Raw genomic sequence first — 13,153 nt, 5'->3', positions numbered from 1 at the left:
AAAATGGCGGCCTATCGTTGGATCTGGTGCTTTGAGAAAATCTGGAGCGGGCGAAGGGGCTCGAACCCTCGACCCCGACCTTGGCAAGGTCGTGCTCTACCACTGAGCTACACCCGCATCCGAGATGGCGGCGATGGCTCGCCGTCAACGGCAGACCTATGCCAAATGCGGACCGTGAATGCAACAGTCCCAACGCAATCTAATGTCGTCCGATCGGTCCAATTTCATTAACAAATGGGCTCGAATCCGCTCGAAACGACGTCTGGACCACGGATCGGTGTTAGAAGGCGTGTTTCGGAACCCGGTTCGGGTACGCCGGCATGCTCCGGAGTGATTCCCAGCTCCAGGGGTGCGACCTGTCATGCCCGCCCCATCGCAGGCGCGCGAGGTCTGGCCGGGCGCCTCGCGACCAATTGAATTTTGTGGCCAAGCCGCCATCTAGCGGACGAGAACTTGGTTCCGGGACGTGCTAGAACGGCCCCTGTTCCCGAAAAGCATTCGCAAGACATCAGGCGAGGATACCGTGACGATAGTTGAGCAGGGCGGCGGCCCGGCACCGCAGGCAGCGTCCGATCTGATCAAGGAAACGACCACCCAGACCTTTGTGAAGGACGTCATCGAGGAATCGAAGCGCCAGCCGGTGCTGATCGACTTCTGGGCGGAATGGTGCGGTCCCTGCCGACAACTTACGCCGGTGCTCGAAAAGGCGGTTCGTGCGGCCAAGGGCAAGGTCAAGCTGGTCAAGATGAACATCGACCAGCATCCGGCGATTCCCGGCCAGATGGGCATTCAGTCGATCCCGGCCGTGATCGCCTTCGTCGACGGCCGGCCGGCCGATGGCTTCATGGGCGCGGTGCCTGAGAGCCAGATCAATGCCTTCATCGACAAGATCACCAAGGGCGTCACCGCGCCGGGCGAGCCCAATATCGCGGAGATCCTCAAAGAGGCCGAGGCCGTGTTGGCGGAAGGCGACCCCGCCGCGGCAGCCCAGATCTATGCCGAAATACTGGGTTTCGACGCTACCAATATCGCGGCGTTGGCGGGGCTTGCGAAATGCTATGTGACGACGGGCGCCCTCGAACAGGCCAAGCAGACGCTGGCGATGGTGCCGGAATCGAAGCGCAATGATGCCGCCGTCAAGGCGGTGCAAGCCTCGATCGATTTGGCCGAGCAGGCCCAAGCGGTCGGTCCAGTGACCGAGCTGGAACAGAAGGTCGCCGCAAATCCGCTCGACCATCAGGCACGATTTGACCTCGCGACAGCCCTCAATGCGCTCGGCAAGCGCAATGAGGCGACCAACCAGCTATTGGAAATCGTCAAGCGCGACCGAAAATGGAACGATGACGGCGCGCGCAAGCAACTGGTACAATTTTTCGAGGCATGGGGCGGCGCCGACGAGGCGACCGTCGAGGGACGAAAGCGGCTGTCGACGATTCTTTTCTCGTGAGGCATCGTCCCCAGGTGTGGACATGGTTTTGTGAAGAGAATACGCACCGAACCAACGAACTGACCGGGACTGCCAATGCCGATCAATGCCGAATACCGCGGACCCGGCGAGCTTCCCGAAATCATTCCGGTGTTTCCGTTGCCGGGCGCGCTGTTGCTGCCGCGCGGCCAGATGCCGCTCAATATTTTCGAGCCGCGCTATCTGGCGATGGTGGACGATGCGCTGCGCGACGGTCATCGACTGATCGGGATGATCCAGCCGGATATTTCCCACACCAGGGATGAGCAGAGGCCCGAACTGTTCCGGGTCGGCTGCGTCGGGCGCATTACGCAGCTCGCCGAATCCGGCGACGGCCGCTACATCCTCGAATTGACCGGTGTCGCCCGCTTCAAGGTGGTGGAGGAAATCGCGGCACTGACGGCGTACCGGCAATGCAAGGTGGACTTCTTTCCCTACGCCGACGATTTCGTCGCACGCAAGGGCGAAGAGGAAGTCGACCGCACGGCCCTGCTCGACGTGCTGACGGATTTTCTCAATGCCAACAACCTGAAAGTGGATTGGGAAGGCATCGAGAGCGCGCCGAACGAGGCGCTGGTCAACGCACTCGCGATGATGTCGCCCTATGGGCCGGCGGAGAAGCAGGCGATGCTGGAAGCGCCGGACCTGAAAACCCGCGCCGAGATCCTGATCGCGGTGACCGAGATGGACCTCGCCAAGAAGAGCACCAGCGGCGACACCGGGCTGCAGTAGCGCGGGATATCGTCGCCGGGCTTGCCTTCGGTGACCTATCCTCTTCCGATGAAGATTGATGAAAGCCCGTATCAAATGCGGGCATGACAGATCAGGCCCTGTCGACCTTAATACCCCGCCACCGCGAGCACGACGACGGCGCCGAGCGCTTTCCAGCCGAAGCCGCGGCCGCGCGACCACCAGGCATTGGCGGCGGCAGCAAAGGCGTAGACCGCGACGATCGTTGCAACGATCCAGTGCCGCGCGCTTTCCGATCCCATCGAAGGCGCGGCAATCAGCAGCACGCCGCCGCCGATCCAGGCCACCGTGCCGGCCTGCCACACGAGGCGGATCAGGGTCCGCAGACTCTCCGGCTGGATCGTCGCCCGGGCAAATACCTTGGTTTCCCCCAGCACGCCGTGAATCAAAGCCACCGCTATTCCGGCGACGCCGGCGCATTGCAGAATGAGATCGCGCATCGAACCAGCCTCCATACAGTACTGTATGTTCATGCGCCGCAGTCTGGTGTCTGTCAATACAGTCATGTATGGTGGAGCGAATATGAGCGATCAACTCTCCGCAAGCGACTGGGTCGACCAGGGCTTGAAGGTGCTGGCGAGCCGCGGCTTCACCGCGCTGAAGGCCGAGCCGCTGGCAAAGGCGCTGCGCGTGTCGCGCGGCAGCTTTTACTGGCATTTTGCCGATATCGCCGCGTTTCACGCGGCGGTCCTTGCGCGCTGGCACGAGGTCGCGGCTGAGCAGATCATCGCCAATGTCGAAGCGGCCTCGAAGGACGAGGACCCGCTCGCGCTGCTGCTGCGCCGCGTGTTCGGCGAGCGGCTGACGCTGGAACGGGCGGTCCGTACCTGGGCGAGCGTCGATCCCATCGCGCGTGGCGCGGTTCAGGCAATCGACCAGCGCCGGCTCAGCTATGTGGAAGGCCTTCTGGCGCAATCCGGACTGTCGGCGGAGATCGCCCGCGCCCGTGCCCAGATTCTGTACTGGGCGTTTCTCGGCTTTGCGCTTTCGGATCAGCCGTTGCCGAAGGCGCGGCAACAGGCCGTGGTCGACGAACTGGTGCGGATGTCTGCGTCATGACAGCGTCCGGCCGACTGTGCTATTGGGACCGCGCCTTAGCCGGAGACCAGCTATGAATACCCAGCCCGAACGCCTCGACAGCACCGTCGATCCGAAGCTGCTCGAAATCCTGGTGTGTCCGGTGACCAAGGGTCCGCTGGAATTCGATACCACACGCCAGGAACTGATTTCGCGCTCCGCCAAACTTGCGTACCCGATCCGCGACGGCATTCCGATCATGCTGCCGGAAGAGGCACGGAAGATCGAGTGAAGCTGGCGAATAGTGAGTAGCGAATGGGCGAATAGCAAAGACTTCTATTCGCTACTCGCTATTCGTCCCTTTACAGCGCCTCGCCCTTCAGCAAACGCGGCACTTCGCCCGACAATCCCGCCGCCTGCCGGATGAACAGACTCTTCAGCGGCGGCGCGCGATCGACGAGGCCAAGCCCGATATCGCGCAGGGTGCGCAGCAAATTCGATTCATTCGAAAACAGGAAGTTCAGTGAATTGGTGGCGAGGCCCATCGCCATGGTATCGAAGCGCCGCCAGCGCTGGTAGCGGTCGAGCACATCGGCCTGCCCGGGATCAATGCCGAGCCGGGCCGCGTCGACCACGACTTCGGCCAGCGCCGCGACATCCTTCAGGCCCATGTTGAGGCCCTGCCCGGCGATCGGATGAATGACATGCGCGGCATCGCCGACCAGCGCCAGCCGCTCGGCGACGAACGAGCGCGCGACGAAATAGCCGAGCGGAAACGCGCGCGGCTTATCGAGCGCCTTGATCTCGCCGAGGTGCAAGCCGAAACGCCTCTCAAGTTCATCGTGGAATTCGGCTTCGCCAAGCGCGGTGACGCGCGCAGCCTCGCTGCGGCTCTCGGTCCAAACGAGCGACGAGCGTTTGCCCGTTAGCGGCAGGATCGCGAACGGCCCCGCAGGGAGAAAATGCTCCTCGGCGCGGCCATGATGATCCCGCTCATGGCCGACGGTGACGACGATGCCGGATTGATCATAGTCCCAGCCATGGGTCGCAATGCCGGCGCGCTCGCGCAGCCGCGAGCGTGCGCCGTCGGCAGCGACCAAGAGACTAGCCTCGATGACATTGCCGTCCGCGAGCTTCACGGTGATGCCATCGGATCGTGAATCGTAGGTCGAAACCGCAGCGGCACGGAGATCGATGCCTTCAGCCTCGGCGCGCTCGACCAGCGCATCGATCAGGCGGCGATTCTCGACCATATGGGCAAAGGGCTCGCCAGGCTCGACGTCGCCGGCAAAGGTCAGAAATACCGGCCGGGTGGCATCTTCCAATTTGGAATCGGTGACGACCATATCGAGGATCGCTTGCGAATCGGGAGCGACCTGGTCCCAGACGCCGATCGCTTCGAACAACCGCCGGCACGCCGCCACGATCGCGGTCGCGCGCGGATCGCGGCTCGGCCGCACGGCCAAGGCTGGGTCTGCCACAATGACGGGAATATCCGCGCCAAGGCCCTGACGAAACGCCAGCGCCAGCGCCAGCCCGGCAAAGGCGCCGCCGCAGATGACAATGCTTCGCTGTGCCGCCATGCGATCCTTACCCGGTTACGCCGTCATGCTAGAGAGACTTGCTACCTGATATTAGCTGGGCGAAACAGGGCCGAGAAACAAGGATGCTTAACCAGATCGTCATTCCCGGGCGTGCGTCAGCGCGAATCCGGAATCCAGGATTTGGCCCGAGATCCCGGGTTCGATGCCCCGCATCGCCCCGGAATGACGGCATCATCGCGAACCGAAAGCGTGCCCCATGTCCAAAGGCCTAGTTGATCTCATTTCCATTCTCGATCTGGAGCCGCTGGAAGTGAACCTGTTCCGCGGCAACAGCCCGAAAACGAGCTGGCAGCGGGTGTTCGGCGGGCAAGTGATCGGGCAGGCGATGGTCGCGGCATGCCGCACCGTTGAAGGCCGACTGCCGCATTCGATTCATTGCTATTTCATCCTGCCCGGCGATCCCCAGATTCCGATCATCTACCAGGTCGAGCGGTTGCGCGACGGCAAGAGCTATTCGACGCGCCGGGTCACCGCGATTCAGCACGGCAACGCCATCTTCTCCATCATGGTGTCGTTTCACGCCGAGGAAGAAGGCGCCTTCGACCATCAGGACAAGATGCCCGACGTGCCGCCGCCGGAAAAGCTCACCGCAGAGGAAGTAGCGAAGCAGCCGATGTTCCGCGAGATGCCGGAATTCATCCGCCGCTATTACGAGTCCGATCGGCCGATCGAACTGCGCCCCGTCGAACTCGGCCGCTATTTCGGCCAGAAGATCGACGACGGACGTATCCATGTCTGGATTCGCACCGCCGCCAAATTACCCGAGGATCCGGCGCTGCACCTGTGCGCGCTGGCCTATGCGTCGGATTTCTCGCTGCTGGACGCCGTAATGGCGCGTTACGGCCGCACGCTGTTCGACAAGCGAATGATGCCGGCGAGCCTCGATCACGCGATGTGGTTTCATCGGCCGTTTCGCGCCGACGAATGGCTGCTCTACGCGCAGGACTCGCCGAGCGCGCAAAACGGCCGCGGATTGACCCGCGGCCTGATCTTCAAGCCCGACGGCACGCTGGTGGCGTCGGTGGCCCAGGAAGGCTCGGTGCGCCAGCGCAAGTGAGGGATGCGGGCGCGTCAGGCGTTCGCCAGCGTGCCGCGCTCGGCCAGCGCGAATTGCGACGCGTACCAGCGCGCGTACCAGGCCAGCATCCACGGGATCGGAATGATAAAGATGCAGGCGATCACAAACACGATGGTTCGCCACAGCACTTCCAGTCCGGACGCAGTGAAAATGACCTCACGATGCGTGCCGTCGATGTTGCGGCAGATCCAGCGCATCCAGGCCGTGACCACCCAGGCCCAGCCGACGATGGTGATGAACGACACGTACAACAGCACTTGCCAGCCGACATAGCCCAGCGCGCTGCCATTGAAGGCGATCGGAAGCGGCTCGCCGTTGGAGCTCAGGTTGGAAGCGATCCAGCGAATGACCATCCAGGACAGCACGGCCTGAGCCGGGATCGAGAGATATTGCAGGTAGTAGAGGTCGGCCGAGCCAACATAGGTAAGAATGCCGATCGCAATGAAGACGTACCAGATGTCGAGAGGCTGGCCGTCAAAGGCGAGGTTCGGCCGGCCCGGCACATAAAGTCGGGAAAAGATCCAGCGATAGAACCAGGTCGCAACCCAGGGCGCCGGAATCACCAGCACCATGCCGATAATGAACACCAGGCTGCGTCCGAGAAGCTCCCAGAGGCCGACATCGATCGACAGCGCACCGCCGCCGTAACCTGCGGCTGCCGCCGAGGGCGCGGCACCGGGCTGCGCGAAGGCAGGCGGGCCGGATCCGCCAGGTATCATCCCGGGGATTTCCCCGGCGCGCTGCCAGCCCGACATCCCCTCGGTCCAGACCAGCGTATCTGCCCCGACCATGCCGCGGGTAATGAGGTCACGAAGCTGCACCTCGGGATAAGGGCCCTGTTGCTGGCCGTTGGCTGCATAAAACCACGATCGATTCGACATTTTATTTCCTTGAGCTTTATTTCATTGACCCGTGGAAAATGGAGTAGCCGGGAGGCGGCTGGGGGTGAGACCGTATTTTGGCGGACGTTGCGGGCGCCTGTACAGTGATCGATGTCATCAGCTCGAAATGTTTTCCCTTCTACCTGCAACTTTTTTGTGCCATTTGCCCAGAAAGATGCCAGATTTGCATTGGCAGGGGACCGGTGGGCGGACAGCTTGCCGAGTGCTCAAAAAATGTCCACGGAAATGAAGGCCTGACATGAAACTCGTCGTCGCGATCATCAAACCTTTCAAGCTTGACGAGGTCCGTCAGGCGCTGACGGCCATCGGCGTCCACGGCATGACGGTGACCGAGGTCAAGGGCTATGGCCGGCAGAAGGGCCACACCGAAATCTATCGCGGCGCCGAATACGTCGTGAACTTCCTGCCCAAGCTCCGAATCGAAATCGCGGTCGCCTCCGACGTCGCGGACAAGGCGGTCGAAGTCATTACCGCGAACGCGCGTACCGGGCAGATCGGCGACGGCAAGATCTTCGTCACGCCGATCGACCACGCCCTGCGAATCCGCACCGGCGAGACCGATAGCGACGCGCTCTAAAGAGATCACTGAATAAATACGGCGCGTCGGCAACGACGCAGGAACGCGCACAGCCAAGAAACGACAACGACACGACAACAGGCCGGGGGAACTCCATGGGGGCACCATCGTATCGTGCAGCGCGGAATGCTGCGCTCATCACACTTGCAGCGAGCTTCCCGCTTGCGACGCCGGCCCTGGCCGAAACGTCCACCATCAACGCCGCCGACACCGCGTGGATGATCGTCGCCACCGCGCTGGTCCTGATGATGACGATACCGGGCCTGGCGCTGTTCTATTCGGGCATGGTGCGCAAGAAGAATGTGCTGGCGACGATGGCGCAGAGCCTCGCTGCCGTCGCGATGATCTCGATTCTCTGGGTGGCGTTCGGCTATTCGCTGGCGTTCGTGGGCGATGGCGCCTGGATCGGCACGCTCGACCGCTGGTTCCTGATCGGAATGACAATGGAGAGCGTCAATCCGGCGGCAAAGACGATTCCGGAAGCGCTGTTCATGCTCTACCAGATGACGTTTGCGATCATTACGGTGGCGCTGGTGGCCGGCGCGGTGGCAGACCGGATGCGGTTCTCGGCCTATCTGCTGTTCTCGGTCGGCTGGTTCATGTTCGTCTATGTGCCGCTCGCGCACTGGGTATGGGGCGGCGGATTCCTCGCCACCATGGGCGTGCTGGATTTCGCCGGCGGCCTCGTCGTGCATCTTTCCGCCGGCGTCGGCGGGCTGGTTGCCGCGACGGTGATGGGCCGGCGCCATGGCTTTGGCAGCGAGAACCTCGCGCCATTCGACCTGTCGCTCGCCGTGATCGGCACCGGATTGTTGTGGGTCGGCTGGTTCGGCTTCAACGGCGGCTCGGCGCTGGCCGCGAATTCGCGCGCGGTGATGGCCATCACCGCGACCCATCTGGCCGCCTGCGCCGGTGCGTTGACCTGGGCCGCGATCGAGTGGGCGACACGACGCAAGCCCTCGGTACTCGGCATGATATCAGGCGCCGTTGCTGGCCTTGGCACCATCACGCCGGCCTCGGGATTCGTAGCGCCGTGGCACGGCGTCTTGATCGGCGTCGTCGCGGGAACGCTCTGCTTCTGGGCCTGCACCTGGCTGAAGCAGCGCTTCAAGTATGACGACTCGCTCGACGTCTTCGGTGTCCACGGCGTTGGTGGATTGACCGGCACATTGCTCGCCGGCGTCTTTGCAGTGAACGCGATCGGCGGCACCGCGGGTCTGATCGAGGGCAATCCGCAGCAGGTCCTGGTCCAGCTCTATGGGATCGCCGCCACGCTGGTCTGGTCCGCCGGCATTACCTTTGTGCTGCTCAAGCTGGTGGGCGTGCTCGCGCCGCTGCGGGTCTCGCTGCAGCAGGAGCTGGAAGGCCTCGATATCTCGCAGCACGGGGAAGCACTGCAATAGGTTGCCCACCCCGCTACCGTTTTCCTGCCCTGCCGCTGAGCAGCATGTATTTCGACCTATCAGGCCTGCTCACGATTCGAGCAGGCCTGACTACGCTTTGGGCGCGACGGAATGGCGCAGGAAAGTGCAATTCCGGCAAAGGACGAAAAGGGCCGGATTCATAATCTGTTAGTGAGCGGTCCCGATCTGGCACGGCATTTGATTCTCAGGGTCCCGGCTGTGCCCGCGTAGTGAACATCTCCGCGTGGTGAACCTCAGTCGAGAACGCCCGGTCCGCTGACCCGGGCCCAAGCGGGGGACCAAGACCCATGAAAATTGTTATGGCGATCATCAAGCCATTCAAACTCGAAGAAGTCCGTGATGCCCTGACTGCCATTGGCGTCCACGGTCTCACGGTGACGGAAGTCAAAGGCTATGGCCGGCAGAAGGGCCACACCGAAATCTATCGTGGCGCCGAATACGCCGTGAGCTTCCTGCCCAAGATCAAGATCGAGGTCGCCGTTGCGTCGGACCAGGTCGACAAGACCATCGACGCCATCACCTCCGCCGCCAAGACCGGTCAGATCGGTGACGGCAAGATCTTCGTCATCAACCTCGACCATGCGGTTCGCATCCGCACCGGCGAAGCAGATGCCGCGGCCCTCTGATTTCGCGCACAAACCTTACCACTCAGGAGTAAAATCAATGACGTTTAAACGTCCCCATAGGGCGGGATTGGCGGCCCTCGCAGTCGGCCTGTTCGCCGCGACCGCTGCCTACGCCGAGCCGACCGTCAACAAGGGCGACAATGCCTGGATGCTGACGTCGACGGTTCTGGTGCTGTTGATGACCATTCCGGGCCTGGCGCTGTTCTACGGCGGCCTGGTCCGTTCCAAGAACATGCTCTCCGTGCTGATGCAGGTTTTCTACACCGTCTGCATCGTCACGCTGCTCTGGGCGCTCTACGGCTACAGCCTCGCCTTTACCGGCGGTTCCGACTTCATCGGCGGCTTCTCCAAGGCGTTCATGATGGGCGTGACCACCGATTCGAAGGCCGCGACCTTCAGCGTCGACGCCAACATCTCGGAACTGGTCTATGTCTGCTTCCAGATGACGTTCGCAGCGATCACCCCTGCCCTCATCGTCGGCGCCTTTGCCGAACGCATGAAGTTCTCGGCGATTGCGCTGTTCATTCCGCTCTGGGTCACGCTGATCTACTTCCCGATCGCGCACATGGTTTGGTACTGGCCCGGCCCGGACGCGATCCAGGATGCCGCCAAGGCGCTTGCCGCCGCGGCTGACGGTGCAGCCAAGACCGCGGCGCAAGCCAAGCTCGACGAGATCAACGCCGATGCCGGCTGGATCTTCAAGAAGGGCGCGATCGACTTCGCCGGCGGCACCGTGGTGCATATCAACGCCGGTATCGCCGGTCTGGTCGGTGCGCTCCTGATCGGCAAGCGCGTCGGCTACGGCAAGGAGCTGATGGCCCCGCACTCCCTCACCATGACCATGATCGGCGCTTCGCTGCTTTGGGTCGGTTGGTTCGGCTTCAACGCCGGATCGAACCTGGAAGCCTCCGGCGGTGCCGCGCTCGCCATGACCAACTCCTTCGTTGCAACCGCAGCGGCGGCGATGGCCTGGATGTTCGCGGAATGGATCGTCAAGGGCCATCCTTCCGTGCTCGGCGCGCTGTCGGGCGCGGTGGCCGGCCTTGTGGCGGTCACCCCGGCAGCCGGTTATGCCGGTCCGATGGGCGCAATCGTGCTCGGTCTCGTGGTCGGCGTCGTCTGCCTGTTCTTCTGCACCGTGGTGAAGAACTCGCTTGGCTATGACGACTCGCTCGACGTGTTCGGCGTCCACTGCGTCGGCGGCATCGTCGGCGCGATTGGCACCGGCATCCTGGTGAATCCGGCCCTCGGTGGTGCGGGAATCATCGACTACACCGCCGTTCCGCCGAAGGTTGCCGATTACGACTTCGCGGCGCAGATGGTCTCCCAGCTCTGGGGTGTCTGCACCACGCTGGTGTGGTCAGGCATCGGTTCGGCGATCATCTACAAGGTGGTCGACGTGGTCGTCGGTCTGCGCGTCAACGTCGAAACCGAGCGTGAAGGCCTCGACGTCACCGAGCACACCGAGCGCGCCTACAACATGTAAATTCTCCCGGATGCGATCCTCGAAGGGACGCATCCACAACTCCGGTTCGGGCACATACCCGGCAATGCCCTGACCGTTGAGGGGCTCCAGCGCAAGCTGGGGCCCCTTTCTTTTTGTGCCGGCCTCGTCGGAAAAGTGTTGCCAAGCTTTGAGCGAATGCCGGCGCGGTAGGTCTCAGGCTACGCGCCTGTCTCGCTGTTCGGTGCGATCAACGTCACGGTCGGAAAATAGGTTCGATAGCGGCGCGTATCGCGTGTCAAAAGCGGAAGCTGTTCGACCGTCGCATGAGCGCCAATAAAAAAATCCGGCAGCACGCTGCCGCGCACGCCGCCCGCGTTACGGTATTGAATGGAGGCCTTACCTGCGAGGAAGAGCGCCATTCTCGGCATCGGCGCGACGTTGATGCCCGCCTGCGACAAGGCTGCTTCAAAATCTTCGATCACCGGAAAGCGGATGGACGTTTCAGCAAAAATGACGTCATTGATCAGCAGCGGGCCTTGACGGGCGGCATCCTCCAGACGCGCAAGCGACCACTCCCACCAGCCCGGTGTTTGTATGAAGATATCCAGCAGAACGTTGGAATCTACCAGCGTCACACGCTAGTCCCCACGCGTGATCGCCATGATCTCATCGGTGGAAAGGCCCGGGCCGACGATACCAACCAGTTTGGCAAAACGGCTGGACTCGCTTGTATCGGCTTTTTCGATCACGATGCTGCCGTCCGCGGCGCATCGGAACTCGACCTTGCTTCCCGGAACGATCCCAAGATGCTCACGAACAGGCTTGGGAATGGTCACTTGGCCCTTGCTCGTAACTGTCGTTGCCATGACCGACCCTCCGGAAGTAATACCAATTCAAAATATGGTAATACCTCGCAAAATGTCCAGAGCGGCCGATGGTTAATCGCGTCTTAACCTCGCCGTATCTATGGTGGTTTGATGGGTTTGTGGGGCTTGCTTAAGCCCCTGACCGCTTTTGAAAGTGCTGGCGTTTCAGATATGGCAATGACCGCCTCTTCCGGCGTGGCGCAGGGCGCCGGCAACGTACCTGCCGGTCAGGCCGAGCGCTCGCCCTTCCTGCGTACGACCGAGCTGCTGGCGCCTTATCAGCCGGCCAAGCCGTTGATTACGCTGTCGTTAGGCGAGCCGCAGCACCCGGTGCCCGATTTCGTCGGGCCGGTCCTGGCGAAACACATTGCCGAATTCGGACGCTATCCGCTGGCCAAGGGGATCGAGCCGTTCCGGCGCGCGGCCGCCAACTGGCTTTCGACCCGGTTCCAGCTCCCCCGCCCGATCGATCCCGAGAGTGAAATCCTGGTGCTGAATGGCAGCCGGGAGGGGCTGTTTTTCGCGGCGATCATGGCTGCCCGTTACGTTGGTCCGCGCAAGGGCAGGCCCGCGATCCTGATGCCGAATCCGTTTTATCCGGCCTATGGCGCGGGCGCTCGCGCCGCCGGTTGCGAACAGATCTACCTGCCGACCACGCTCGCCAACGGATTCCTGCCGGACCTCGACGCGCTCGATGAGGCGACGCTGGCCCGGACCGTTGCGATGTTCATTGCCTCGCCCGCCAATCCGCAAGGCGCGGTCGCCTCGCGCGACTACTTCACGCGGCTGAAGAAACTCGCCGACCAATACGGCTTCATGATCCTGAGCGACGAGTGCTATTCGGAAATCTACACCAGGCAGGCGCCGGGCAGCGCACTGGAATGCGCCGGGCCCGACTTCGCCAAAGTCGTTGCGTTCCAATCGCTGTCCAAGCGCTCGAACCTGCCGGGCATGCGCGTCGGCTTTGCCGCCGGCGACCGAAAGTTTCTCGCGGCCTTTCATGAGCTTCGCAACGTCGCGGCGCCGCAAGTGCCAGTGCCGCTGCAGCACGTCGCCGTCGCCGCCTATAGTGACGAGATCCATGTCGAAGAAAACCGTCGCCTGTATCGCATCAAGTTCGATCTCGCCGACCAGATCCTCGGCAGCCGCTACGGCTATGTGCGGCCCGCCGGCGGCTTTTGTGTCTGGCTCGACGTATCCGAGCGTGGCGGCGACGAGGCGGCGGCGGTGAGACTCTATCGCGATGCGGGTGTCCGCGTGATCCCAGGAAGCTACCTGTCGCGGCTGCAGCCCGACGGCTTCAATCCCGGCGCGGGTTACATCCGTCTTGCGCTTGTGTCCGACAGTGAATCAACGGCCGAGGCATTGCACCGGCTGGTCGAAATTCTGGATTAATC

15 protein-coding genes and 1 tRNA gene are annotated in these 13,153 nt (G+C 62.5%); 10 read left to right on the top strand and 6 right to left on the bottom strand.

Annotation, left to right across the window (positions count from 1 at the left end; all coding sequences use genetic code 11):
• Window positions 1–42: 42 nt before the first annotated feature.
• A tRNA-Gly gene (locus HCN50_RS25850) sits at window positions 43–117 on the bottom strand.
• A gap of 406 nt (window positions 118–523) precedes the next feature.
• Between HCN50_RS25850 and trxA the strand changes: the two genes are divergently transcribed.
• Both trxA and HCN50_RS25840 read left to right on the top strand, forming a co-directional pair.
• A complete protein-coding gene (gene trxA, locus HCN50_RS25845; RefSeq protein WP_171712717.1) occupies window positions 524–1,447 on the top strand; it encodes a thioredoxin in 924 nt (307 codons plus the stop codon).
• 75 nt (window positions 1,448–1,522) lie between these two features.
• Window positions 1,523–2,197, top strand: coding sequence for an LON peptidase substrate-binding domain-containing protein (locus HCN50_RS25840; RefSeq protein ID WP_171712716.1), 675 nt, complete (start codon window positions 1,523–1,525; stop codon window positions 2,195–2,197).
• Window positions 2,198–2,304: 107 nt separating this feature from the next.
• On the opposite strand, the gene HCN50_RS25835 is transcribed toward HCN50_RS25840, so the two are convergent.
• Window positions 2,305–2,655: a hypothetical protein gene (locus HCN50_RS25835; RefSeq protein ID WP_171712715.1), complete on the bottom strand. Its 351-nt coding sequence runs from the start codon at window positions 2,653–2,655 to the stop codon at window positions 2,305–2,307.
• A gap of 82 nt (window positions 2,656–2,737) precedes the next feature.
• Between HCN50_RS25835 and HCN50_RS25830 the strand changes: the two genes are divergently transcribed.
• Window positions 2,738–3,274 (top strand): TetR/AcrR family transcriptional regulator, encoded by a 537-nt coding sequence (locus HCN50_RS25830; protein WP_171712714.1) that lies wholly within the window; start codon window positions 2,738–2,740, stop codon window positions 3,272–3,274.
• A 52-nt stretch (window positions 3,275–3,326) separates the two neighbouring features.
• Window positions 3,327–3,524, top strand: coding sequence for a Trm112 family protein (locus HCN50_RS25825; RefSeq protein WP_171712713.1), 198 nt, complete (start codon window positions 3,327–3,329; stop codon window positions 3,522–3,524).
• Window positions 3,525–3,594: 70 nt separating this feature from the next.
• Here HCN50_RS25825 and HCN50_RS25820 read toward each other — a convergent pair whose 3' ends face one another.
• Complete coding sequence (locus tag HCN50_RS25820; protein WP_171712712.1) at window positions 3,595–4,815, bottom strand: ubiquinone biosynthesis hydroxylase; 1,221 nt, start codon at window positions 4,813–4,815, stop codon at window positions 3,595–3,597.
• A gap of 217 nt (window positions 4,816–5,032) precedes the next feature.
• Between HCN50_RS25820 and tesB the strand changes: the two genes are divergently transcribed.
• Window positions 5,033–5,893 (top strand): acyl-CoA thioesterase II, encoded by an 861-nt coding sequence (gene tesB / locus HCN50_RS25815; RefSeq protein ID WP_171712711.1) that lies wholly within the window; start codon window positions 5,033–5,035, stop codon window positions 5,891–5,893.
• A 14-nt stretch (window positions 5,894–5,907) separates the two neighbouring features.
• Here the strand turns inward: tesB and HCN50_RS25810 are convergent, their stop codons facing one another.
• A complete protein-coding gene (locus HCN50_RS25810) occupies window positions 5,908–6,795 on the bottom strand; it encodes a DUF4339 domain-containing protein (protein ID WP_171712710.1) in 888 nt (295 codons plus the stop codon).
• A 259-nt stretch (window positions 6,796–7,054) separates the two neighbouring features.
• On the opposite strand from HCN50_RS25810, the gene HCN50_RS25805 reads away from it, so the two are divergent.
• The 4 genes from HCN50_RS25805 (at window position 7,055) to HCN50_RS25790 (ending at window position 10,929) form a co-directional block, all read left to right on the top strand.
• Window positions 7,055–7,393 carry a P-II family nitrogen regulator gene (locus HCN50_RS25805; RefSeq protein ID WP_028348351.1) on the top strand — a complete coding sequence of 113 codons (339 nt, stop codon included), beginning with the start codon at window positions 7,055–7,057 and terminating at the stop codon, window positions 7,391–7,393.
• Window positions 7,394–7,488: 95 nt separating this feature from the next.
• Window positions 7,489–8,796 carry an ammonium transporter gene (locus HCN50_RS25800; protein WP_171712709.1) on the top strand — a complete coding sequence of 436 codons (1,308 nt, stop codon included), beginning with the start codon at window positions 7,489–7,491 and terminating at the stop codon, window positions 8,794–8,796.
• A gap of 308 nt (window positions 8,797–9,104) precedes the next feature.
• A complete protein-coding gene (locus tag HCN50_RS25795; RefSeq protein ID WP_008142813.1) occupies window positions 9,105–9,443 on the top strand; it encodes a P-II family nitrogen regulator in 339 nt (112 codons plus the stop codon).
• 37 nt (window positions 9,444–9,480) lie between these two features.
• Window positions 9,481–10,929: an ammonium transporter gene (locus HCN50_RS25790; protein ID WP_171712708.1), complete on the top strand. Its 1,449-nt coding sequence runs from the start codon at window positions 9,481–9,483 to the stop codon at window positions 10,927–10,929.
• A 179-nt stretch (window positions 10,930–11,108) separates the two neighbouring features.
• On the opposite strand, the gene HCN50_RS25785 is transcribed toward HCN50_RS25790, so the two are convergent.
• Complete coding sequence (locus HCN50_RS25785; protein ID WP_171712707.1) at window positions 11,109–11,525, bottom strand: type II toxin-antitoxin system VapC family toxin; 417 nt, start codon at window positions 11,523–11,525, stop codon at window positions 11,109–11,111.
• 3 nt (window positions 11,526–11,528) lie between these two features.
• The gene (locus tag HCN50_RS25780) at window positions 11,529–11,756 is read right to left on the bottom strand and encodes an AbrB/MazE/SpoVT family DNA-binding domain-containing protein (protein ID WP_171712706.1); all 228 of its coding nucleotides are present in this window, start codon (window positions 11,754–11,756) and stop codon (window positions 11,529–11,531) included.
• Between the two features lie 171 nt (window positions 11,757–11,927).
• On the opposite strand from HCN50_RS25780, the gene HCN50_RS25775 reads away from it, so the two are divergent.
• Window positions 11,928–13,151 (top strand): aminotransferase class I/II-fold pyridoxal phosphate-dependent enzyme, encoded by a 1,224-nt coding sequence (locus tag HCN50_RS25775; RefSeq protein ID WP_171712705.1) that lies wholly within the window; start codon window positions 11,928–11,930, stop codon window positions 13,149–13,151.
• The last annotated feature ends 2 nt before the right edge of the window (window positions 13,152–13,153 follow it).

The sequence above is a fragment of the Bradyrhizobium archetypum genome, assembly GCF_013114835.1.
Lineage (GTDB): Bacteria > Pseudomonadota > Alphaproteobacteria > Rhizobiales > Xanthobacteraceae > Bradyrhizobium > Bradyrhizobium archetypum.
The sequence above is the reverse complement of the archived record's forward strand: the minus strand, read 5'-3'. Positions and strand labels throughout refer to the sequence as shown.